Source organism: Planotetraspora thailandica, assembly GCF_016863335.1.
In the GTDB taxonomy this organism is placed as follows: domain Bacteria; phylum Actinomycetota; class Actinomycetes; order Streptosporangiales; family Streptosporangiaceae; genus Planotetraspora; species Planotetraspora thailandica.
In genome coordinates, this window is record NZ_BOOR01000029.1 from 100978 (window position 1) to 123535 (window position 22558).

17 protein-coding genes are annotated in these 22558 nt (G+C 69.0%); 8 read left to right on the forward strand and 9 right to left on the reverse strand.

From position 1 onward, the window contains the following. Window positions 1-18 precede the first annotated feature (18 nt). The 8 genes from Pth03_RS20610 to glgP all read right to left on the reverse strand — a co-directional run bounded on the left by Pth03_RS20610 (window position 19) and on the right by glgP (window position 9393). Window positions 19-552: a YbaK/EbsC family protein gene (locus tag Pth03_RS20610; RefSeq protein ID WP_203945958.1), complete on the reverse strand. Its 534-nt coding sequence runs from the start codon at window positions 550-552 to the stop codon at window positions 19-21. Then, on the reverse strand, window positions 553-2127 hold the full coding sequence (locus Pth03_RS20615; protein ID WP_203945959.1) for a flavin monoamine oxidase family protein: 1575 nt from the start codon (window positions 2125-2127) through the stop codon (window positions 553-555). A 114-nt stretch (window positions 2128-2241) separates the two neighbouring features. Beyond that, complete coding sequence (locus Pth03_RS20620) at window positions 2242-3096, reverse strand: M55 family metallopeptidase (protein ID WP_239119212.1); 855 nt, start codon at window positions 3094-3096, stop codon at window positions 2242-2244. Then, window positions 3081-4313 (reverse strand): DUF6395 domain-containing protein, encoded by a 1233-nt coding sequence (locus Pth03_RS20625; protein WP_203945960.1) that lies wholly within the window; start codon window positions 4311-4313, stop codon window positions 3081-3083. The genes Pth03_RS20620 and Pth03_RS20625 overlap by 16 nt, the downstream gene beginning before the upstream one ends. A 6-nt stretch (window positions 4314-4319) precedes the next feature. Then, window positions 4320-4652 carry a hypothetical protein gene (locus tag Pth03_RS20630; protein ID WP_239119213.1) on the reverse strand — a complete coding sequence of 111 codons (333 nt, stop codon included), beginning with the start codon at window positions 4650-4652 and terminating at the stop codon, window positions 4320-4322. A gap of 64 nt (window positions 4653-4716) precedes the next feature. Continuing rightward, complete coding sequence (locus Pth03_RS20635) at window positions 4717-5490, reverse strand: enoyl-CoA hydratase/isomerase family protein (protein ID WP_203945981.1); 774 nt, start codon at window positions 5488-5490, stop codon at window positions 4717-4719. Window positions 5491-5552: 62 nt separating this feature from the next. After that, on the reverse strand, window positions 5553-6605 hold the full coding sequence (locus tag Pth03_RS20640) for a glycosyltransferase family 4 protein (RefSeq protein ID WP_239119214.1): 1053 nt from the start codon (window positions 6603-6605) through the stop codon (window positions 5553-5555). Between the two features lie 190 nt (window positions 6606-6795). Then, the gene (glgP, locus tag Pth03_RS20645) at window positions 6796-9393 is read right to left on the reverse strand and encodes an alpha-glucan family phosphorylase (RefSeq protein WP_203945962.1); all 2598 of its coding nucleotides are present in this window, start codon (window positions 9391-9393) and stop codon (window positions 6796-6798) included. A gap of 593 nt (window positions 9394-9986) precedes the next feature. Here glgP and Pth03_RS20650 point away from each other — a divergent pair. The 8 genes from Pth03_RS20650 to Pth03_RS20685 all read left to right on the forward strand — a co-directional run bounded on the left by Pth03_RS20650 (window position 9987) and on the right by Pth03_RS20685 (window position 21671). Beyond that, on the forward strand, window positions 9987-12032 hold the full coding sequence (locus tag Pth03_RS20650) for an alpha-1,4-glucan--maltose-1-phosphate maltosyltransferase (RefSeq protein WP_203945963.1): 2046 nt from the start codon (window positions 9987-9989) through the stop codon (window positions 12030-12032). Between the two features lie 31 nt (window positions 12033-12063). Continuing rightward, window positions 12064-13797, forward strand: a complete 1734-nt coding sequence (treS, locus tag Pth03_RS20655; protein ID WP_239119215.1) for a maltose alpha-D-glucosyltransferase — start codon at window positions 12064-12066, stop codon at window positions 13795-13797. Continuing rightward, entirely contained in the window at window positions 13794-15143 is a 1350-nt protein-coding gene (locus Pth03_RS20660) for a maltokinase N-terminal cap-like domain-containing protein (RefSeq protein ID WP_203945964.1), read from the forward strand. The genes treS and Pth03_RS20660 overlap by 4 nt, the downstream gene beginning before the upstream one ends. A 78-nt stretch (window positions 15144-15221) precedes the next feature. Then, window positions 15222-17357, forward strand: a complete 2136-nt coding sequence (gene glgB, locus Pth03_RS20665) for a 1,4-alpha-glucan branching protein GlgB (RefSeq protein ID WP_203945965.1) — start codon at window positions 15222-15224, stop codon at window positions 17355-17357. 422 nt (window positions 17358-17779) lie between these two features. After that, window positions 17780-19474 (forward strand): signal peptide peptidase SppA, encoded by a 1695-nt coding sequence (sppA, locus tag Pth03_RS20670; protein WP_203945966.1) that lies wholly within the window; start codon window positions 17780-17782, stop codon window positions 19472-19474. Window positions 19475-19507: 33 nt separating this feature from the next. After that, window positions 19508-20038 (forward strand): GNAT family N-acetyltransferase, encoded by a 531-nt coding sequence (locus tag Pth03_RS20675; protein WP_203945967.1) that lies wholly within the window; start codon window positions 19508-19510, stop codon window positions 20036-20038. 179 nt (window positions 20039-20217) lie between these two features. Beyond that, window positions 20218-20799, forward strand: a complete 582-nt coding sequence (locus Pth03_RS20680; RefSeq protein ID WP_239119216.1) for an RNA polymerase sigma factor — start codon at window positions 20218-20220, stop codon at window positions 20797-20799. Further along, on the forward strand, window positions 20796-21671 hold the full coding sequence (locus tag Pth03_RS20685) for a hypothetical protein (RefSeq protein WP_203945968.1): 876 nt from the start codon (window positions 20796-20798) through the stop codon (window positions 21669-21671). Before Pth03_RS20680 ends, Pth03_RS20685 begins: the two co-directional genes overlap by 4 nt. On the opposite strand, the gene Pth03_RS20690 is transcribed toward Pth03_RS20685, so the two are convergent. Next, window positions 21662-22189 (reverse strand): flavin reductase family protein, encoded by a 528-nt coding sequence (locus tag Pth03_RS20690; RefSeq protein ID WP_239119217.1) that lies wholly within the window; start codon window positions 22187-22189, stop codon window positions 21662-21664. The genes Pth03_RS20685 and Pth03_RS20690 overlap by 10 nt on opposite strands. Window positions 22190-22558 lie beyond the last annotated feature (369 nt).

Below are 22558 nucleotides of genomic sequence, written 5' to 3' on the forward strand. Positions count from 1 at the left end.
GTGGTTTCCGCTCCTCGGTCACAAAGCGAGGGCGATGACCTCCGCGCCGGTGACCTCGGCCAGTGCCCGGCCCGAAAGTGCCAGCTTGGAGCTGCGGACACCGCTGCCGATCACCACGAAGTCGCGCCGCGTCACATTTTCGTCAACGAGAACCGGCCAATCGGAGGGCAACCCGATAGGCGTGATCCCTCCGTATTCCATTCCGGTGAGCGCGACCGCGTCGTCATGGGCAGCGAAGGAGACTTTCCGGACGTCCAAGTGCCGCCGCACGGCCCCGTTGACGTCGGCGCGTTGCGTGGCCAGCACCATCACGGCGGCGTAGCGCGTCTCGCCGCCCCTCTTGCCCGCCACGATGACGCAGTTGGCCGAGTCTTCGAGCGCGACGCCGTACCGCTCGCAGAAGGCGGCGGTGTCGGCCAGGCCGGGGTCGATCTCCGCGACGCCGATCGGCGGCCACGGCGGGGAGGCCGCGGCGGCCTGCGAGATCGCCTTGGCCACGGGCCCGCCCAGCAGGTCGAGCCTGTCGGCGGCGGACGTCCAGTCGAGAGGCATTCAGCCCTCCTTCAGCACACGCTCGTGCAACTTCGTGACCACCCTACGGGCGGAGTCGAACGCCCCGGCCTGCCAGGCCACCAGATGGGTCAGCCAGTCGCCGGTGAAGTACACCCGGCCCGCCGGCTCCTGGAGCAGGCGGAACCCCACCTCGTAGGAGGGCCAGCCCACCCACGCGCCCTCGATGTGGGGCTGCATGCGCCACGCCACCGAGACGCTGGTGAGCAGTTCCGACCGGTACTTCTCTCCGTGGATGAGCATGCCCTGCTCGACGGCCCTGCGCTGACGTTCGGCATGCTTCAGGCGGGCATAGGAGTCGGCCTCCGGGCCCGTGTTGTAGTAGCCGACCACCAGGCCGCGGGTGCCGTGGAACCCGTACGACGGGTACCAGATGTGGGTGATGTCGAGGTCGGTCTCGGTGATGCCGCCGTAGATGCGCTCGTCGGTCTCCCACCACCGGCGGCGGTACTCGAGTCCGATCTTGCCGGCCGCCAACGGGACCGGTGTCCGCAGGGCGCTGACCACCTGGGCGTCGAGGTTGCCCGGGATCCGGGCGAGCACGTGCGGCGGCAACGCGGCCACGCAGTAGTCCGCCGTGGTCGAGCCGCCGCTGTGGACCACCTCCACGCCGTCGGGCTTGTTGGTGATCTTCGTGACCTGGGTGGAGGTCGTGATGCGGTCCCTGCCGACGGCGTCGGCCAGGGCGTGCGCGATCGCGTCCATGCCGCCGACCGGCTGGAACATCGGCATGGCCTGCTCGTAGTCGAACGGGAAGGCCACCGTACGGCCCAGGCCGTACCCGAGCACCTCGGAGACGGACGGCACGGGCCCGAGCCGGGTGCCGCTCGCGATGCCGGGATCGGTCTGGTAGCCCCTGCGCGTGGAGCCCTGGTAGGTGTAGGCCTCGCCGATGTCGCCGAACCCGGACAGGAAGTCGAGCAGCCGCTCCCGGTCGCCCTCGGTGAGGCTCTTGTCGAGCGCGCCCTCGTTGGTCGCCTTGGCCAGCAGCTCGCTGACGTATCCGAAGGCGTCGGCCCGTGCCGTACGGGTGCGGACCGGGGCCGTCATGCCGGAGTTGTAGGTGTAGGCGCCGGGGTTGTCGTTGACGAACAGCTCGATCGGGACGCCGAGCTCGCGGCAGTAGTCGAGGGTGACCATCCACTGGGCGATGCGGGCCGGACCGGCGTTGAAGTAGACGCCGTCTCCGTAGGCCGCCTGCTGGGTCTCGCCCGACATTTCGGGCAACCGGTCGCCGCCCCTGATGGTCAGGCTTCTCCCGCCGATGCGGTCGCGGGCCTCCAGCACGGTGCAGTCGTAGCCGGCCTTGCCCAGCTCGTACGCCGTGGCCAGCCCGGCGACGCCGGCGCCGAGGATGACGACCTTGGCGGCGGCCCTGCCGCGTAACGAGAAGTCGGAGCGCTGGGGAGGCGCGTAGCCCCTGGCCTGGTTGTCGGGCGCGAGGCCGAGCACGCCCATGGCGGCGTACATGGCTCCGGCCCCACCCGCGACGCCGAGTCCGACCAGCAGAGCCCGGCGCGTGACCACCCCTTTTTTGTTCTCGTCTTCAGCGGTCATGCACGCGGCCTCGCGCACCCGACGGTCACATCACCCGACGTGAAATCGCACACTTTCCAGCGCACCCCATCTGGCCAAGGCTCGTCTTATGTTTTTTTGATCAGTCGCGCACGATCACCCGTACACACCGCTGCCGCAGGCGATCCGGCCAGCGATGGTGGCGAAGATACCGAAGAGGGACATGATGTCCCAATAGTCATCTGTGGTGAACTCGGTGTGCCGGGGGCCCACCAGCTTGGTGCCGGGCACGATCGCGCATCCCGCCGCGATCGCGGTCGAGTTCCATTCGACGCCCAGCGTGTACGGCGGGCTCACCTTGTAGGGCCGGAAGTCCCCGAGCCGTCCGAGCGCCCGCGCGGTGGCCTCACGGATCCTGGCCTGGGCGACGCTCGGCGGGAGCAGCTCGGCGGAGAACTTGTCCACGCCCTTCTTGACCGCGACGGTCTCGACGTCGCCGAGCAGCTCGCGCGCCTCCTCGCAGACGGCCTCGTCGCCGGTGACCAGGGCCACGGGAACGCCGAGCGAGCCGGCCAGACCGGCCACCAGCCGCGTCTCACCGCAGATCTCGCCGTTGAGGTAGACGTTGTGGATCTCCTTGCCCATCCACGTGTGGTTGAGCACGCCGTGCTGCACTCCAGCCCTGGCGTGGTACCCCGCGAAGACGGCCGCCGCGAAGTCGCCGGCCAGCCCCTGGCCCATCCGGTGCGGCTTGCCGGGTCCCCTGATCAGCGAGGCCCGGGGGTCGATCAGATCGATCCTGAGGTTCTTGGTCGACCCGTGGGCGTCGTTGATCAGTACGGTTTCGGCGCCGCCGTCGAACGCGCCCGCGACGACCGCGTTCCCGTCGCCGGTCATGAGCTCGCACCCGCGCTCGTAGCCGCGGCCTCCCGCGTGCATCTCCTCCGGGTCGGTGAGCCCGGTGACCCCCTCCATGTCCACCGACACGTAGATCTTCATCGTGTCCCCCATGTCTCCACCCGCTGCGCCTGATCGTCCGTCATCAGGCCGACCCTGTCCACCATGTATGCGTCGACCTGCTTGCGCCACGGCTCGGGAATCTCGTCGATCGCCGGGGGGTAGCAGCGCTCCAGCCACGCGGTGGACGCCTCCGTCGCCTGGAGGTACCGCGCGGCCGCGGCGAACGGCGTGTCCTCGATGCCGGGAATGTGCGCGCAGCCGTACTCGATCATCTCCTGCCCGCCGTACGGCGGCGGTTCCTGCCACTTGCGGGCGACCGCGCTGGTGGCCTTGAGCGTGGTCCTGAGCGGGCGCCGCTCCACGGCCGCCTGGATCAGCTCCTTGTACAGGCACTTGCCGCAGACGCCGCAGGGGCCGTCCGACCCCGTCAGGCACCAGCGCACGTGATCGCGGAGGTCCGACTCGAGCGCGAGACGCATGGTCACTGCCTCGCTGACGCCTCCCACCGGGAGCACGAGCGGCAGGCCGGCCGCCGTGAACAGTCTGCCCCACCTGCCCTCGGGCGCCCACATGGGGTTGTCGGGCGTGTACCGCAGGATGTAGCGGTCGCCGCCCAGCCAGCGTGAGCCGAGCTCATAGCCCAAGGCGACGGCGCCCAGGTCCATGTCGTCGGCCAGCAGGAGCGCTCCGGCGAGCACCGCGTGGTGTTCGGGATAGCCGGGCCGGGGGCGGCTGAGCACGAACTCCAGGTCCGACTTCACGATCGTGACGTCACGTCCGGTCTCCACGGCGAGCCGGGCGAGCACGTCGGCGCGATAGTTCGGCCACCGGTTCGGCACCCTGGGGTGGCTCTCCCGGTGGAAGTAGATGAACGGCGCGTCGGGGAAGACGTCCGCCACCGCCATCGAGTCCGCGCCGCTGCTGTAGGAGATCGCCAGGCGCGTCCCCTCGCGCGGGTCCGCGCCGACCGGCCCGGCGTCCACATCCCAGTCCGTACGGAAGACCTCGGCGAGCCGGGGGGAGATCGGCCGGTCGAAGGTCACCCTCTTCCTGGTCCAGGGGGCCGCGACGGTCCACGCGGCGACCGCGAGCAGGTCGGGGTGCACGCCGGGACCGCTGGTGGCGGTGCCGGGCAGGCGCACCTGGCAGGTGTTGGTGCGCAGCTCCATGCTCGCGCCGTCGCTGCACAGGCCGGTGAGCTCGTCCTCGGGATCGAGCAGGAAGGCTAGATGCCAGACGCCGTCGTCGAACGTCCACTCAACGCGCATGGCGTCCTATCTCGCTGAGTCGGTTCTCGCTGTGTCGGTCGCAGGCAGCCGGGCGGCCAGGCCGTCCACGGCCTGCCTGAGACGCACCTCGTTCTGCAGCACGTGGTCGAGCGCCTCGGCGGTCTCCTCGGCCAGCCGCCGGGCGTTCGCCGCGTCGTCGGCGGCCTTCGCTCCGTTCGCGGTGGCGGTCACAAGCGTGCGCAGCCGCTCGATCTCCTGTCGCAGGGCCCTGATCTCCTGCCGGAGGTCTGCTTTGGTGGCGTACCTCGCATCGATCCTGGCCCGTACGGCGCGCCGTGCGGGCCCGGGAACCAGGACCCGCACGAGGGACTGCATCATGGAGGGCTACTTTAGCTGCAAATATCCCCATGATCCCCTGAAGGGAGCACAGCGCCCGAAAGGCTCAGCGGCCCTGGAATGTCGGCCTGCGCTTGTCCGCGAAGGCCGTCATCCCCTCCTTGGCGTCCTCGGTCGCGAACAGCCCGGAGAACTGCAGGCGCTCGATCTCCAGGCCGGTGTCGAGGTCGGTCTCGAGGCCGTGGTCGATCGCGAGCTTGGCCGCCCTGACCGCGGCCACGGGACCGCCCGCGAACGTCGCGGCCAGTTCGAGCGCCGCGGTGTAGACCTCGCCGTCCGGCACGACCCTGTCGACGAGCCCGATGGCCAGCGCCTCGGCCGCGTCCACATGCCGCCCGGTGTAGATCAGATCCTTGGCCCTGGCCGGGCCGATCAGCCGGGGAAGCCGCTGGGTGCCGCCCGCGCCCGGGATGATCCCGAGCGTGATCTCGGGCTGGCCGAGCTTGGCGCTCTCTCCCGCCACGCGGAAGTCGGCGCACAGGGCGAGCTCGCAGCCCCCGCCCAGGGCGTATCCGGTGATCGCCGCGACGACCGGCTTGCCGATCCTGGCCACAGCTGTGAAACAGTCCTGAAGGACGCGGGAGTGCACGGCCATGTCGGCGTAGGACATGCCGGCCATCTCCTTGATGTCGGCCCCTGCGGCGAAGACCCGCTCCCCGCCGTAGATGATCACGGCGTGCACCCCGGGATCGGCGTCGACGAGCCGCGCCGCCTCGGCGATCTCCTCCTGCACCTGCCGGTTCAGGGCGTTCATCTTCGGCCGGTCCAGCCGTACGGTCGCGATGTGGTCGGCGATCTCCACGCTGACGAACTCACCCATGACGTCCTCGCCCTCCGACGTGCCGGATCGTGTCACATCCGCCGTGACCGTAACACCATAGATCAGCGGAGGAGCGGCGGGGCCTGCTCAGGATGCGCCAGGAAGCGCGGGCGGAGTCCGGCACGGCCGACCACGTTCCGGTAGATCCGCTCGTATCCCTCGGCCATCACCGTGAGGTCGAAGTCGCGGACGGCGCAGGCGCGGATCGCGACGGGGTCGAGCCGGCCCGCGTCCTCGACCGCGGCGGGCAGTTCGTCCACCGAGGTGCGGACGAAGCCGGTGACCCCGTCGGTCACGATCTCCGGCACGGAGCCACGCCCGAGGGCGACGACGGGGGTGCCGCAGGCCATGGCCTCGATCATGATCATGCCGAACGGCTCGTCCCACTGGAGGGGGAAGACCAGGCATCGTGCCCTGGAGAGCAGCTCGTGTTTCAGTTCCGCGCTCGCCTCCCCGAGATATTCGGCGTTGGGGCCGAGGAGGGGGGCCACGTGGTCGTCGAAGTAGGCCAACTCCGCGGGCTCTGTGCGTTTGCCCGCCAGCAGGATGCGACGGCCCGCCGCCCGCGCGACCTCGATCGCGAGGTGTGCTCCCTTGTCGGGGTTCAGCCGCCCCATCCACAAGACCCAGTCGTCCTTGCGCGCGCGGAAGGGGAACGAATTCGTGTCCACCGCGTTGTGCACCCTGCCGACCCAGTTCAGGTCGGGCGCGTCGGTGCGCTGCGCCCGGGAGATGGCGACGAGGGAGACCGTCGTGCCGAGCGATCGGTAGAACTCGCCGAGCTCTCCGCGGACCTCTCCGTGACAGGTGACGACCGTCGGCGCGGCCCTCCCCTCCGCGCCCAGGGGACCGGCCAGCGAGTGGTCGTGGATCACGTCGGGATCGAGGCCCTCGAGGAACCTGCCGGCCTTGGCGGCATGGACCACCTCGGGGAACGGCTCGCCGATGCGCTCGGAGGGAGGCTCCTCGTATGTGCGCAGGTCGGCGCCTCCGCCCGCGCCGATCAGCGTCACCCGATGCCCGCGGCGGGTGAGACCGCGCACCAGGCAGGCCGTCATCGCCTCGATGCCGCCGTAGCCGCGCGGCGGGACGTCGTACCAGGGGGGTGCGATCATCGCGACGTGGAGTGGACCGCTTTGGGGCCCTCCTCCGCCGTTCCTCTCCGCCGACGCCTGCATCGTGCCTCCACGTGAGCGCGGCCAGTACCCCTTCGCCCCGGTTCGTTCCCGGATTAGTGACAAAAAAGGCCGGTCCTGCACGAATGAGGCCTTTGGCTTTATTCGTGCAGGACCGGCGAGGACCGATCTAGCGAAGGGTGCCGTTGGTCATGCCCGCGGGCTCCTCCGGCGCCGCGATGAGCCCGAGCTCGGCGGGAGAGGCCATGAGCGGATGGAACGGCACGACGCGCACGGTGTAGCCGAAGGCGCCGGTGCGGTCGAGCGGCAGGTCGCCTGTGTAGTAGGCCCGGCCGTCGTCGCCGACCGAGTCGGCCTTGAGCGTCACGTAGGCCGGGGCGATCAGCTCGTCGTGCGGCCCGACCCTGCCGTAGGCGGCCTGCACCTGCAGATCGTCGGTGGACAGCTCGCCCAGGGCGATCGTCGCCCGCAGCTCCAGACGCGCCCCCAGCTCGGGGGTGTCGCCGACCCCCGCGGCCTCGACGTGCTCCACCCGGACGCCCGGCCACGCCTGGGTGACGCGCAGCTTCCACGCCGCGAACTGGCGAGCGTTCTCGTGGTCGTCCGACACCAGAGCCCTGGACGACCTGGCGGCCGGCCCGTAGAGGTCGAGCACGTAGTCGCGCAGCATCCGGCCGGCCAGCACCTTGGGACCGAGCGAGCTGAGGGTGTGCTTGACCATCTCCAGCCACCGGCGCGGCAGCCCGTCGGCGGCGCGGTCGTAGAAGCGGTCGGCGACCTCACGCTCGATCAGGTCGTAGAGCGCGGCCGCCTCCAGCTCGTCGCGGCGCTCGGGGTCGGTGACGCCGTCGGCGCTCGGGATGGCCCAGCCGTTGTTGCCGTCGAACCACTCGTCCCACCATCCGTCCCGGATGGAGAGGTTGAGGCCGCCGTTGAGCGCGGCCTTCATGCCCGACGTGCCGCAGGCCTCCAGCGGCCGCAGCGGGTTGTTCATCCACACGTCGGAGCCGGTGACCATGAGCCGGCCGAGGGCCATGTCGTAGTCGGGCAGGAAGATGATGCGGTGCCTGACGTCCTCCTGGTCGGCGAAACGCACCATCTGCTGGATGAACTTCTTGCCGCCCTCGTCGGCCGGATGCGCCTTGCCCGCGATCACGATCTGGACCGGCTTGTCCGGGTCGAGAAGGATGCGCTTGAGCCGCTCGGGGTCGGAGAGCATGAGGGTGAGCCGCTTGTACGACGGCACCCGGCGGGCGAACCCGATGGTCAGAACGTCGGGGTCGAGCGCCTCGTCCACCCAGCCGAGCTCGGCCTCGGCCGCGCCGCGCTGCCGCCACGACCGCTTGATCCGCTTGCGCGCCTCGGTCACGAGGCGTCTCCTGAGCCCGCCGCGGATGGACCAGATGTCGGCGTCGGAGAGCTTCCGGACGGCGTCCCAGCCCTGCGTCATGTCGATCAGCGAGGGCAGCTCCTCGCCGGCCAGCTCCATGACCTCGCGGCCGACCCAGCTCGGGGCGTGCACGCCGTTGGTGATCGACCCGATCGGCACCTCGTCGACGTCGAAGCCCGGCCACAGGCCCTTGAACATCTCCCGGCTGACGTGGCCGTGCAGCTCCGACACGCCGTTGACCCGCTGGGCCAGGCGCATGCCCATGACGGCCATGTTGAAGACCGAGGGGTCGGCGTCGGAGCCCTCCGGCTCGGCGCCGAGCTCCAGAATGCGGTCGACGCTCACCGTCGGCCAGGCGTTGGGCCCGCCGAACTGCCTGGCGATCATCTCCGCGGGGAAGCGGTCGATCCCGGCAGGGACCGGCGTGTGCGTGGTGAACACGGTGCCCGCCCTGACGGCTTCGAGCGCCTCGTCGAACGACAGGCGCGCCTCGGTGAGCTCGCGGATGCGCTCCAGGCCGAGGAAGCCCGCGTGGCCCTCGTTGGTGTGGAAGACCTCGGGCTCGGCGTGGCCGGTGATGCGGCAGTAGGCCCGGATCGCCCGCACGCCGCCGATGCCGAGAAGAAGTTCCTGGACGAGCCGGTGGTCGGTCCCGCCGCCGTAGAGCCGGTCGGTCACGTCCCTGGCGGCCGAGTCGTTGTCGGCGATGTCGGAGTCGAGCAGCAGCAGCGGCACCCGGCCGACCTGGGCGATCCAGATCTGGGCGTGGAGGACGCGCGAGTCCGGCAGGTTGATCCTGACCCGGGCCGCCGAGCCGTCCTCCTCCTTGAGCAGCGTCAGCGCCAGGCCGCCGGGGTCGAGCGACGGGTAGTGCTCCTGCTGCCACCCCTCGGGCGACAACGACTGGGTGAAGTAGCCGTGGCGGTACAGCAGGCCGACGCCGAGGATCGGCACGCCGAGGTCGCTGGCCGCCTTGAGGTGGTCGCCCGCCAGGATGCCGAGGCCGCCCGAATACTGGGGCAGGGCGGCGGCGATGCCGTACTCGGGGGAGAAATAGCCGATCGCGGCGGGTGCGCCGTCGAGGGACTGGTACCAGCGCGGCGCGGTCATGTATTCGCGGAGGTCGTCGGCCGCGTCGGCCAGCCTGCGGAGGAAGCGCCTGTCCTGGGCGAGCTCGCGCAGCCGCTCGGCCTCCACCGCTCCGAGCAGCGCCACGGGGTCGTGATCGACGCGCTCCCAGACGTCGGGATCGACCTCTGAGAACAGGTCCATGGTCTCCGGGTGCCAGGACCATCGGAGATTCCGGACCAGCTCGCCCAGCGGCTCGAGCTGCGAGGGAAGGACGGTGCGGACGGTGAACCTGCGGATTGCTCTCACGGGGCCAGACCCTAGTTACTCAGCGCCACGACGCGCGACCGAAACACTCTGTCCGAGGCAGAAACGCCCGCAGGCCGGAGACTCCCCCGGGTTTCCTGCATAAGCGCTCTCACCACTAACAAACCTGCTCAAACCTCACAAAACTACACTGGTTCAGGTGAATACCACCGTGATGGTACGGCCCGCCCGAGGCTGGTCGCTCACTCCACGGTGGTGTGACGATCACGCGGCGCAGTCTTTCATCCGCAGGGGTAAGCGGGGACTATTGGGGCACCTCCTCTATGAGCGAAAGTTCCCCCGACGTGCCTCGTGCCGCCCGGCGGCGGGACGGGGTCCGCACGACCACTGTGATCCGCACCACGGGATCCACCGCACCACCGCACGACGGCACCTCGTTCGATGCGGCCAGGGCAGAACCACCGGAAAGCACGGCAACACCCCGGCGTCGTCCGGCGCGCCCGACCGGCGCGGCCGTACGGCAGCGGGCCATATGAACAAGCGGGCGACCCCAGGGAAATCTCCCTGATCGCCTTGGAAAAGAAGATCTTGAATCTCCGGCGGCACCGGGCGTGCCGTCGCTAACGTGAGCGACGATGATCGGAAGAATCCCAATCCAGGACATCCGCCCCACGGTCGACAGCGGGCGGCGTCCCGCGAAGGCCGCGGCGGGCGAGACCTTCGAGATCAGCGCCACCGTGTTCCGCGAGGGGCACGACGCTGTGGCCGCGGGGGTCGTGCTGATCGACCCGCGCGGGTCGGCGAGGCGGCTGACGCGCATGCGGGAGGTCGCCCAGGGCACCGATCGGTGGAGCGTCGAGGTGACGCTTCCCACGGAGGGCATGTGGCAGTTCCGCGTGGAGGCGTGGAGCGACCCCATCGCCACGTGGCTCCACGACGCGGAGATCAAGATCCCCCGAGGGCTGGACGCCGATCTCATGTGCGAGGAGGGCGCCCGCCTGTTCGAGCGTGCGGCCAGGGCCGTACGGCCGGCCGAGTGCGGGCGGGCCAACGGCGGAGAGCCGTGCGGGCACCGGAACGCACTGCTGGCCGTCGCCCAGCGCCTGCGCGACGAACGGCTCGACCCGCGGGCACGCTTCACGGCCGCCCAGTTGCCCGAGACGGCCGCGTTGATCGCGGCGCATCCGCTGCGCGACCTGGTGACCCGGTCCGGCAGGAGCAGGGTGCGCGTCGACAGGCGCCGTGCGCTGTTCGGCTCCTGGTACGAGTTCTTCCCCCGGTCGGAAGGCGCGCTGGTCGACAAGGACACCGCCCCCAAGTCCGGAAATTTCCGGACTGCGGCGCAGCGGTTGCCGGCCGTCGCCCAGATGGGCTTCGACGTCGTGTACCTGCCGCCGATCCACCCGATCGGCACGCAGTTCCGCAAGGGGCGGAACAACACGCTGACCCCCGAGCCGTACGACCCCGGGTCGCCCTGGGCGATCGGATCGGACGAGGGCGGACATGACGCGATCCATCCGGATCTGGGCACGTTCGAGGACTTCGACGACTTCGTGGCCAGGGCGAAGGACCTCGGCATGGAGATCGCGCTCGACCTCGCGCTCCAGTGCTCCCCCGACCACCCGTGGGTCAAGGAGCACCCCGAGTGGTTCAACATCCGCGCCGACGGGTCCATCGCGTACGCGGAGAACCCGCCGAAGAAATACCAGGACATCTATCCGCTGAATTTCGACAAGGACCCTGAGGGGATCTTCGCCGAGGTCAGGCGGGTCGTGCGACTGTGGATGGACCACGGCGTGCGGGTCTTCCGCGTGGACAACCCCCACACCAAGCCGGTGAACTTCTGGCAGCGGCTGATCGCCGACATCAACGCCACGGATCCGGACGTGCTGTTCCTCGCCGAGGCGTTCACCCGGCCGGCGATGTTGCAGACGCTCGCGCAGATCGGATTCCACCAGTCGTACACCTATTTCACATGGAAGAACTCCAGGCCCGAACTGGAGGAGTACCTGACGGAGTTGTCGCAGGAGACGTCGCATTTCCTGCGACCGAACCTTTTCGTCAACACGCCGGACATCCTCCACGAATACCTTCAGCACGGCGGGGTTCCCGCATTCAAGATCAGGGCCGTGCTGGGGGCGCTCATGTCGCCGACCTGGGGCGTCTACTCTGGATATGAGCTGGCCGAGAACATCCCGGTACGTCCCGGGAGCGAGGAATACCTCGACAGCGAGAAATATCAGTACAGGGTGCGCGACTGGGCCGCGGCCGAGCGCGAAGGGCGGACGATCGCGCCGTTCATCACGCAGCTCAATTTGTTGCGAAGAGCTCACCCGGCGCTCCAGGAATTGCGTAACCTACGGTTTCACAACGTCGACCAGCCGGACGTGATCTGCTTCTCCAAGCGACTGCCCGGCGCCTACGACACGGCCACACGAAGGCACGGCATAGGCGATGTGGTTCTGGCCGTCGTGAATCTGGATCCGCATAACACCCACGAGGCGACTGTCCGGCTGGACATGCCCGCACTCGGTCTCGACTGGCAGGACCAGTTCGTCGTGCATGATGAACTGTCGGGCGAGTCGTACCGATGGGGGCAGGCCGACTACGTGCGCCTCGACCCGCACGTCAATCCCGCACACGTCTTCACGCTCCGCCACGGGTCAGCGCACCGCCCGTGAGCGCAGCCCTGCACATCCGGGGAGTCAAAAGGTGAGCTCCACACCTCAGCCCAGCCAGATCAGGCCCATCCCGAACACCTTCACGCACGAGAAGCCTCGGGACCAGTACTGGTACAAACGGGCCGTCTTCTACGAGGTGCTGATCCGCGGCTTCGCCGACTCGAACGGGGACGGCACCGGCGACATCCGCGGGCTGATCGGCAAGCTCGACTATCTCCAGTGGCTCGGCGTCGACTGCCTCTGGCTGCTTCCGTTGTACGAGTCCCCGCTCCGCGACGGCGGATACGACATCGCCGACTTCATGAAGATCCTTCCCGACTTCGGCGATCTCGGGGACTTCGTCAAGCTCGTCGACGAGGCGCACAAGCGCGGCATCCGCGTTATCGCCGATCTCGTCATGAACCACACGAGCGATCAGCACCCCTGGTTCCAGGCCTCCCGCAACGACCCCGACGGTCCGTACGGCGACTTCTACGTGTGGAGCGACACCGACGAGAAGTACCAGGACGCCCGGATCATCTTCATCGACACCGAGACGTCCAACTGGAGCTACGACCCGGTGCGGCAGCAGTACTACTGGCACCGCTTCTTCCACCACCAGCCGGACCTCAACTACGAGAACCCGGCGGTGCAGGAGGCGATGCTTGAGGTGCTGCGCTTCTGGCTCGACCTCGGCATCGACGGCTTCCGCATGGACGCCATCCCCTACCTGTTCGAGGCCGAGGGGACCAACTGCGAGAACCTGCCGGAGACCCACGCCTACCTCAAGCGGGTCAGGACCGAGATCGACCGGCTCTATCCCGACCGCGTGCTGCTGGCCGAGGCTAACCAGTGGCCGGCCGACGTGGTGGAGTATTTCGGCGACCCCGTCACCGGCGGCGACGAGTGCCACATGGCCTTCCACTTCCCGCTCATGCCGCGCATCTTCATGGCGGTCAGGCGGGAGTCGCGCTACCCGATCTCGGAGATCATGGCGCAGACGCCGAAGATCCCCGAGCACTGCCAGTGGGGCATCTTCCTGCGCAACCACGACGAGCTCACGCTCGAGATGGTCACCGACGAAGAGCGCGACTACATGTACTCGGAGTACGCCAAGGACCCGCGCATGCGGGCCAACGTCGGCATCCGCCGCCGCCTCGCGCCGCTGCTCGACAACGACCGCAACCAGATCGAGCTGTTCACCGCGCTGCTGCTGAGCCTGCCGGGCTCTCCCGTGCTCTACTACGGCGACGAGATCGGCATGGGCGACAACATCTGGCTGGGTGACCGGGACGGCGTGCGCACGCCGATGCAGTGGACGCCCGACCGCAACGCCGGCTTCTCCGACTGCGACCCGGGCCGCCTCTACCTGCCGGTGATCATGGACCCGATCTACGGCTACCAGGCCATCAACGTCGAGGCGCAGCAGAAGAGCTCCAGCTCGCTGCTGCACTTCACCAAGCGAATGATCGAGATTCGCAAGCGTCACCCGGTCTTCGGCCTGGGCGACTTCACCGAGCTGAACTCCTCCAACCCGAGCGTGCTCGCGTTCGTCAGGGAGCTCGGCGACGACCGCGTGCTGTGCGTCAACAACCTGTCGCGCTTCCCGCAGCCGGTGGAGCTCGACCTGCGCAGGTTCGAGGGATCGATGCCGGTCGAGTGCATGGGCGGAGTTCCTTTCCCCGCAATCGGCGAGCTTCCGTATCTTTTGACGCTTCCGGGGCATGGGTTCTACTGGTTCACACTGCCCGTACCCCCGAGGGCGGTCGGCGCGAAGGAGGAGTGACGACTTCACTTCAGGAGCTTCTCGCCGGCTGGATCACCGGACAGCGGTGGTTCGCCGGCAAGGGGCGCGCGATCGACGACCTGTCCGTCGGCGCCCTGACCGAACTCGGTCAGGGCGACCCGCGGCTGGTCCACGCCATCGTGTCCGTACGGCAGGGCGAGCGCACCACGCGCTACCAGCTCCCGATCGGGCTGCGCACCCATCTGCCCGACAGGCTGAAGCATGTGCTGATCGGCTCGTGCGACTGGGACGGCCGGCCTGTGTGGGCCTACGACGCCGCCCACGACGCCTCGCTGACGTCGCAGCTGCTGACCGGCATGGACGGGGAGCTGCGGGTGCAGCGGCTCCGGTTCCGCAAGGCGCCCGGTGCCACCATCGACACCTCGCAGCGCAGCCTCGTGCTGACCGCCGAGCAGTCCAACACCTCGCTGGTCTACGGCGACAAATACATCCTCAAGCTGTTCCGTCAGCTGACGCCCGGCCTCAACCCGGAGCTCGAGGTGATCAGCGCCCTGTCCGCCGCCGCGTCGGCCCACGTGGCCAGGCCGTACGGGTGGATCGAGACCGTGCTGGACGGCGAGCCCACCACCTTGGCGATCATGCAGGAGTATCTGCCGAACGCGGGCGAGGGCTGGACGATGGCGCTGACCAGCGTGCGCGACCTCTACGCCACCGCCGCCGGGCTGCCGGCCGAGGACGCTGGCGGCGACTTCGCCGCCGAGGCGCACCGGCTCGGCGTGGCCACCGCGGAGGTGCACCGCGAACTCGCCGCGGCCTTTCCCACGGGGACGATCGAGCCGCCCGAGATAAAACGTATGACCGAACGGTTCCGCCGGCGCCTGGAGAAGGCCATCGCGGAGGTGCCTCCGCTGGCCGCGCACGCGGACGTGGCATGCGCCGCGTTCGACCGGCTGGCCGACCTCGACGAGCAGATCCCCGTGCAGCGGGTGCACGGCGACTACCACCTCGGCCAGGTCATGCGCACTACAGCCGACTGGGTCGTGCTCGACTTCGAGGGCGAGCCCGGGCAGCCCCTCGCCGAGCGCCGCGCGCTCGACTCGCCTTTGCGGGACGTGGCGGGCATGTTGCGCTCGTTCGATTACGCGGCGCGGCACCTGCTCGCCGGTCATCCGCGCGCCGACTCGCTGGAGCAGCGGGCGCGCGAATGGGCGGAGCGCAACCGTGCGGCGTTCCTCGCGGGCTATTCGGAGGCCGGCGGGCGCATCCGCGGCCGCGACGCCGTCCTCCTGCGCGCGCTCGAACTGGCCAAGGCGGTCTACGAGGTCGTCTACGAGGCGCGCAACCGGCCTTCATGGGTGTCCATCCCCCTTGCCGCTTTCGGTTGAGCGTCAGGACGACATCAGGCCGGGCCCAAATTTGCTGATTTAGTGGGACCCCGGATGGTTCTAGGGCAGGGTTGAGAAATGGACTTGGACCGGCTGGCAGGCGGGGCGCACCACGACCCCCACGCGATTCTCGGCGCGCACCTCGACCCCGACGGCCTGACGATCAGGACGCTGCGACCCCTGGCGGAGAAGGTCGAGGCGCTGGTCGACGGCCAGGCCCATGAGCTGCGCCACGTGCGGTCCGGGATCTTCGCGGTCACCCTCCCCGGAGTCGACAAGATCCCCGACTACCGGCTGCGGATCACCTATCCCGGCGGCACGCCGTACGAGGTGGGTGACCCGTACCGTCACTGGCCGACGCTGGGCGAGGTCGACCTGCACCTCATCGGCGAGGGACGGCACGAACGGTTGTGGGAGGCGCTCGGCGCGCGCGTGCTACGCCACGAGGACGTCGACGGCACCGCCTTCGCCGTGTGGGCTCCCAACGCGCAGGGTGTACGCGTCATCGGCGACTTCAACCACTGGAACGGCTCGGCGCACCCGATGCGCTCGCTCGGCCGCTCCGGTGTGTGGGAGCTGTTCATCCCCGACATCGGCCCGGGCACCCGGTACAAGTTCCAGATCCTCGGCATGGACGGCACGTGGCGGGAGAAGGCCGACCCGATGGCCCGCCGTACGGAGGTGCCGCCGGCGACCGCCTCGATCGTTGAGCGCACCGAGTACGTCTGGCGGGACTCCGACTGGATCGCGGCGCGCGCGCAGCGCGATGCCCTGACCGAGCCGATGAGCACCTACGAGGTGCACCTCGGCTCCTGGCGGCCCGGCCTGTCCTATCAGGAGCTGGCGGTCGAACTGGTCGCGTACGTGAGGGACTTGGGCTTCACACACGTGGAGTTCCTGCCGGTGGCCGAGCACCCGTTCGGGGGGTCGTGGGGGTACCAGGTCACGTCGTACTACGCCCCGACGTCGCGGTTCGGCTCACCCGACGACCTGCGGCACCTCATCGACGAGCTACACGCGGCGGGCATCGGCGTCATCGTCGACTGGGTGCCCGCGCACTTCCCGATGGACGAATGGGCGCTCGCGCGTTTCGACGGAACCCCGCTGTACGAGCACGCGGACCCGGCCCGCGGCCAGCATCCCGACTGGGGCACCTACGTCTTCGACTTCGGCCGCCGTGAAGTCCGCAACTTCCTCGTGGCCAACGCGCTGTTCTGGCTCAGGGAGTTCCACGTCGACGGGCTGCGCGTCGACGCCGTCGCCTCGATGCTCTACCTCGACTATTCGCGGCGCGACGGCGAGTGGACGCCCAACATCCACGGCGGCCGGGAGAACCTCGACGCGATCGAGTTCCTCCAGGAGATGAACGCCGTCTGCTACCGCGAGGTGCCGGGAATCGTCACCATCGCCGAGGAGTCGACCGCCTGGCCCGGCGTGTCGCGGCCCGTGCACCTCGGCGGGCTCGGCTTCGGCTTCAAATGGAACATGGGCTGGATGCACGACACGCTCAACTACCTCGCACACGAGCCGATCTTCCGGCAGTACCACCATCACCAGATGACGTTCTCCCTGATGTACGCCTATTCGGAGAACTTCGTGCTGCCCCTGTCACATGACGAGGTCGTGCACATGAAGGGGTCGCTGCTGGGCAAGATGCCCGGCGACGAATGGCAGCGTTTCGCCAACCTGCGCGCGTTGTACGCCTTCATGTGGGCCCACCCCGGCAAGCAGCTGCTGTTCATGGGCGGCGAGTTCGGCCAGGGCGCGGAGTGGTCGGAGTCGAAGGGCCTCGACTGGTGGGTGCTCGACTTCGACTTCCACAAGGGCGTGCAGAGGCTCATTCGCGACCTGAACCGGATCTACCGCGAGACGCCCGCGTTGTTCACCCAGGACACCACGCCGGACGGCTTCCGCTGGATCGACGCCGACGACGCCTCGGGCAACGTGTTCTCCTTCCTGCGGTACGGCTCCGACGGGTCCGTGCTCGCGTGCGTGGCCAACTTCTCCGGCGGGCCGCACGAGGACTACCAGCTCGGGCTGCCGGTGGGAGGCGGGTGGGAGGAGATCGTCAACACCGACGCCTATGAATACGCGGGCAGCGGGGTCGGCAATCTGGGTTCCGTGGAGGCGGTGGACGTGCCGCATCACGGCCTTCCGTACTCCGCCCGGCTCCGCGTCCCCCCATTGGGCGCCATCTGGCTCCGCCACTCATGATCACGTAGCCTGCGACTTCTCGTTTCGTGATCATGCAGAAGTTCGGTGATGCATGCGCCGACCTGGGTTTTTGCAGATCGTGATCATGCAGTAGTTCGGGCACACACCCTCCGGCCTGCGGAATCCGCATCGGTGATCATGCAGTACGGATCCGGGCGCGGCCGCTATGTACGGCTTGGCCGTACATGAGGGAATGCATGATCACGAATCGTGTTTCCCCAGGTGGGCAGCACCACGTCCGAACTTCTGCATGATCACGCGATGGGTTTTCACAGCTGAACCACCGGATGCTCGAAGTTCTGCATGATCACGCCCAGGGTTGGAGCTGGTCACGGGCAAGTCCCCGAACTTCTGCATGATCACGCGGAAGGGGGGTGATCGATCGGGCCTGACTGGCGGAACGTTCGCTTATGGTGACAATTATGGACGCGACTAAGGCCATCATCGAGACGGTCAACCGGCTTCGTCAGCGGCGTACCGCGCCACTGGTACTGGAGCTCGATCTCACCGAGGGTCTGTCCGAGGGCCCGCCCTCCGACCCGCTCGGCGCGGTGCTGTCCATGCGGAGAGCTCGGCTCACCGACGTGCTGTCCGGGCTCAAGCGCGCCCGCACCGATCCTCGCGTACGCGGCCTAGTGGTGAAGATCGGAGGCAACCCCCTCGGCCTCGGCATGGTCCAGGAGTTGCGCGCCGCCGTGTCCCGGCTCAGGGAGGCCGGCAAGTCGACGATCGCGTTCGCGGAGACCTTCGGCGAGTTCGGCGCCGGAACGGTTCCGTACTATCTGGCCAGCGCGTTCGAAAAGGTATATCTGCAGCCGTCGGGCGACGTCGGGCTGACCGGCGTCACGCTGGAGCAGCGGTTCTTACGCGACGCGCTCGCCAAGGCCGGGGTGGAATATCAGCTCGGGCAGCGGCACGAGTACAAGACCGCAGCCAACATGTTCACCCAGAACCGCATGACCGAGGCTCACCGTGAGTCGGCGGCCAGGATCGCCGAGTCGGTGACCGAGCAGATCACGGCCGGCATCGCCGCGGCGCGTTCGCTCGAGCCGGCACACGTACGCGAGCTGATCGACCGGGGGCCCTTCCTCGGGCAGGAGGCCGTCGAGGCGGGGCTCGTGGACGCGCTCAAATATCGCGACGAGGTCTACGCCGAGGCGCTCGGGAGCGACGCCCACCTGCTCTACGTGTCGCGTTATGCCAAGGCCGCCTCGTTGGCCAAGAGGCTTCCCCACCCCGGCGAAGACGTGGTCGCGCTCGTGCACGGCAGCGGCGCGATCCGCCTCGGACGCAGCGGCCGTTCTCCTCTCGGCGGCGGGGGCGCCATGGGGTCGGACACGATGTGCGCGGCCCTGCGGTCGGCACGGTGGGACAACAAGGTCAAGGCGATCGTCTTCCGCGTGGACAGCCCCGGCGGTTCGTACGTCGCCTCCGACGCGATCTGGCGCGAGGTGGTGCTCGCCCGCGAAGCCGGCAAGCCGGTGATCGTGTCGATGGGCGATGTCGCCGCCTCCGGCGGATATTTCGTGTCGATGGGCGCGGACGTGATCGTCGCCCAGCCGGGCACGCTGACCGGGTCGATCGGCGTGTTCGGCGGCAAACCGGTCGTCGGCGAGCTGCTGGGCAGGCTCGGCGTGGTGACCGAAGCGGTCTCCGAAGGGGCGAACGCCAGCATGTTCTCCCCCACGCGCGAGTTCTCCGACGAGCAGTGGGAGCGGGTCAACACCTGGCTCGACCGTATCTACGACGACTTCGTCGGGAAGGTCGCCCGAGGGCGGAACATGACAAGGGAACGCGCCCACGAGCTGGCCAGAGGCCGCGTCTGGACGGGCGCGGACGCGCGGGAGTCCGGTCTCGTCGACGAGCTCGGCGGCGTGGAGGACGCGCTTACGATCGCCCGTGAGCGCGCAGGCCTGTCTCGCAGTGCGGTGGTACGGACATATCCGCGCATGCACCCGCTTGAACGGCTGCGCCCACCGGAGTCGAGTGAGGACAAGTCGGCCGCGCTCGCCCGGGTGCGTCTTGAGGCGTGGGGGCCCATGGCTCGGCTCGCCGGCGAGCTGGGTCTGCCCGCCCGCGGTCCGCTGATGCTCCCCGGCTGGTGGACGATCCGATAGCCGATCCCGTCGCCCGGCGGCGATGATGACCGTATGGAGATCCGAACCGCGCATACGGCCGATCTCGACCCGGCCACGCTCCGAGCCGTGCGAAGCCTGCTCGGCGACGCCTTCGGCGAGGACCTGAGCGACCACGACTGGGAGCACGCCCTGGGCGGGATGCACGCGCTCGTCTGGGAGGGCGCCGAGCTCGTCGCCCACGGCTCGCTCGTCCAGCGGCGCATGCTGCACGGCGGGCGCGCGCTTCGCACCGGGTACGTCGAAGCGGTCGGCGTGCTCTCCGGCATGCGGCGACGCGGGTACGGCGCGGCCGTGATGGCCGAGATGGAACGCCTGATCCGCGGCGGCTACGACCTCGGTGCGCTGAGCTCCAGCGAGGAGGCGCTCACCTTCTACGCCGCACGAGGCTGGGAGCCGTGGCGGGGGCCGTCGTGGGCGCTCACCCCCGGCGGCGTCACACGGACCGAGGAGGAAGACGACGGCATCTACGTGCTGCCCGTCACCGCCACGCTGGACCCGGAGGGCGACCTCACCTGTGATTGGCGCGACGGCGACGTCTGGTGACTCACGCCTCAGATGACACCTGGGCTGCCATGCGTTCATCGGCTCGGGCGCGGGGAGGCCCATGACGCGCTGAAGGCCCGAAATGCCGCCCGAAATGCTCGGCCGCGTGGCGGACATGTGCGAGGTGTCAGCTTCACCGCGAGACGCCGTAACCCCGGCGTACGCACGAAGGAGTGAGATTGCCTCCCCCCGATATCAGGCCCCCCGACGATCCTCTTGCCGAGAGACGGCGCCGTTTCGAGGAGATCTACGCGGCGGGCCACGACCCCGTGCTCGGATATGCACTGCGCCGTACGGCCAACTCCCACGATGCCGCCGACGTGCTCGCCGAGACGTTCCTGACGGTCTGGCGGCGGCTGGACGACGTGCCGCCCGGCGAGCAGACCAGGCCATGGCTGTACGGCGTCGCCCGGCGCGTGCTCGCCAATCACCACAGAGGCGAACGCCGGCGCCTCGCGCTCGGTGACCGCCTGCGAGCCGATCTCGCCGAGGCGCTGCAGGACGTGGCTCCGGCTGAGCCGCACCCGGTCACGGAGGCGCTGAACAGGGTGTCCGAAGACGACCGCGAGCTGCTGACGCTGACCGCATGGGAGGGCCTCGATCCCGGACAGATCGCCGTCGTCCTCGGTTGCTCACGCAACGCCGTACGCATCCGGCTGCACCGGGCACGCCGGCGCCTGGCCCGCGAGATGGAACGCCACGGCGGCGCCTTCGAAATGCCCGCACCCCGGGTGGCAGTGGTGAAAGGAGACAACGCATGAACCCCGACGCGTTGATCAAGGAGATCGCGCCCGTCACCGATGAGGTGGCCGGCGCCATGGTGAAGCCGCAGACCAGGGCGGAGCTGGCCGTACAGATCATGACGACCTCTGCCGGCGAAAGTGCGCGGACGGCTGCGCCCCGTTCCGGCACGAAGCTCAGACGCCCGGGACGGCTGCTGCTCGGGGTCGCGGCGGTGGGCACGATGGCGGCCGCGGCGATCGTCGTCACATTGGTGGCCGGCCCGGGGCAGAAGATCGGCCCGGTCGTGATCGGGCCGATTAACGCCCAGGCCGCGGCGTTGTCGTTCACCCGGCAGGACGACTATCTGGTCGTGAAGGTGAAGGATCCGGTCGCCGATCCTGCCCGCTACCGGCGGGAGTTCGCCGAGCGGGGGCTCGACATCGACCTCACGCTGGAGCCCTCCTCGCGGCAGAGGGCGGGCTCGGTGCTCGCGCTAGGGGGCGACGAAGCCGGCAGTGACGTGCAAATGATCACGGCAAAGGGCGCATGCGGGCCGCTGACCTGCGGCGTCGGCATCAAGATCCCATTTTCCTTCAAGGGCCATCTCAGTGTCGTCTTCGGCCGAACGGCGCTGCCGGGCGAGCACTACAACACCGCGGACGGGGACGTGCCAGGCGAGGGGGTCGGGCTGAGCGACGTGAGGGGACGCACCGTTTCCGATGTCCTGGCCGAGGCGGGCAGACGGCACATCACCAGAATCGAGTACAGGTACGAGCACGACGGCTCTGACCAGCCGTATCCGAACGGCATCCCCGCCGACAAGGTCGAGCGCGACTGGTACGTCTACGACGCGCTGGCCGGAAGCGACGGCCAAGTCATCATCTTCGTGGGCCCTGACCGTCAGGGCTGATCGACGTTCGTGCCGGGGGCGGGCCACTCGGGGGCGCTCTGCGCCCCGGGCACTGGGCGATAGCGGCCGCGAAGCCGTACGAGGGGGGCCTTTCCGGCGTCGACATAGGCGACGGCGAGCACCTGACCGATGAAAAGGGTGTGGTCCCCTGCCGGAACGACCCGCGTGGTCTCGACCTCGAGAGCGGTGACGCCGCCCTCAATCACGAACGCCTCACTGTGCTCGCCACGGTGGTGAGGCGTGCTCGCGAGGAGAAGCCGGGCGCTGGGGCGCCCCGGGGTGGCGAACCTCGACGCGATGGCCTGCTGGCCGTCCGCGAGCAGGCTGGCCGCCCAGCGGTCCTGGCGTAGCAGAACCTCGGTCAAGTAGCTGGTGGAGTCGAGGCTGACCAGCACGAGCGGAGGGTCGAGGGACACCGACAGGAGCGTGGCCACGGTCGTGCCGAGGTCGTCACGCCCGTCCTTGACCGTGACGACTCCCACGCCGGCAGGCACCTGCCCCATGGCCTCAGTGAACATGCTCCCGATTCTCCCCCTCCCCTCAGGGCCGATCATGCTCCTGGGGGTGATCATGCCCGTTGGGGGTGATCATGCAGAAGTTCGACGGCACGCGGCGCCACCTGCGATTTCGCCGATCGTGATCATGCGGTGCTCGAAACAAGTGCATGATCACGAAAGCTGTTCCCGCTGGTCAGGCCGCATGATCCCGAACTTCTGCATGATCACGAACGGAATAGCGCCTGGTAGAGGCATACTCCGGCGAACTTCTGCATGATCACCCCAAGGTCGGGGCCATCACCCCAAGGTTGGGGGGAGCACCCCAAGGTTGGGGGGAGCACCCCCAGGTTGGGGGGAGCACCCCCAGGTTGGGGGGAGCACCCCCAGGTT

What these genes read in the sequence shown, in the direction of transcription:
- Pth03_RS20610 (WP_203945958.1), bottom strand. Translation starts at nt 552, where the DNA reads ATGCCTCTCGACTGGACGTCCGCCGCCGACAGGCTCGACCTGCTGGGC.
- Pth03_RS20615 (WP_203945959.1), bottom strand. Translation starts at nt 2,127, where the DNA reads ATGACCGCTGAAGACGAGAACAAAAAAGGGGTGGTCACGCGCCGGGCT.
- Pth03_RS20620 (WP_239119212.1), bottom strand. Translation starts at nt 3,096, where the DNA reads ATGGGGGACACGATGAAGATCTACGTGTCGGTGGACATGGAGGGGGTC.
- Pth03_RS20625 (WP_203945960.1), bottom strand. Translation starts at nt 4,313, where the DNA reads ATGCGCGTTGAGTGGACGTTCGACGACGGCGTCTGGCATCTAGCCTTC.
- Pth03_RS20630 (WP_239119213.1), bottom strand. Translation starts at nt 4,652, where the DNA reads ATGATGCAGTCCCTCGTGCGGGTCCTGGTTCCCGGGCCCGCACGGCGC.
- Pth03_RS20635 (WP_203945981.1), bottom strand. Translation starts at nt 5,490, where the DNA reads ATGGGTGAGTTCGTCAGCGTGGAGATCGCCGACCACATCGCGACCGTA.
- Pth03_RS20640 (WP_239119214.1), bottom strand. Translation starts at nt 6,605, where the DNA reads ATGATCGCACCCCCCTGGTACGACGTCCCGCCGCGCGGCTACGGCGGC.
- Pth03_RS20650 (WP_203945963.1), top strand. Translation starts at nt 9,987, where the DNA reads ATGATCGGAAGAATCCCAATCCAGGACATCCGCCCCACGGTCGACAGC.
- glgB (WP_203945965.1), top strand. Translation starts at nt 15,222, where the DNA reads ATGGACTTGGACCGGCTGGCAGGCGGGGCGCACCACGACCCCCACGCG.
- sppA (WP_203945966.1), top strand. Translation starts at nt 17,780, where the DNA reads ATGGACGCGACTAAGGCCATCATCGAGACGGTCAACCGGCTTCGTCAG.
- Pth03_RS20675 (WP_203945967.1), top strand. Translation starts at nt 19,508, where the DNA reads ATGGAGATCCGAACCGCGCATACGGCCGATCTCGACCCGGCCACGCTC.
- Pth03_RS20685 (WP_203945968.1), top strand. Translation starts at nt 20,796, where the DNA reads ATGAACCCCGACGCGTTGATCAAGGAGATCGCGCCCGTCACCGATGAG.
- Pth03_RS20690 (WP_239119217.1), bottom strand. Translation starts at nt 22,189, where the DNA reads ATGTTCACTGAGGCCATGGGGCAGGTGCCTGCCGGCGTGGGAGTCGTC.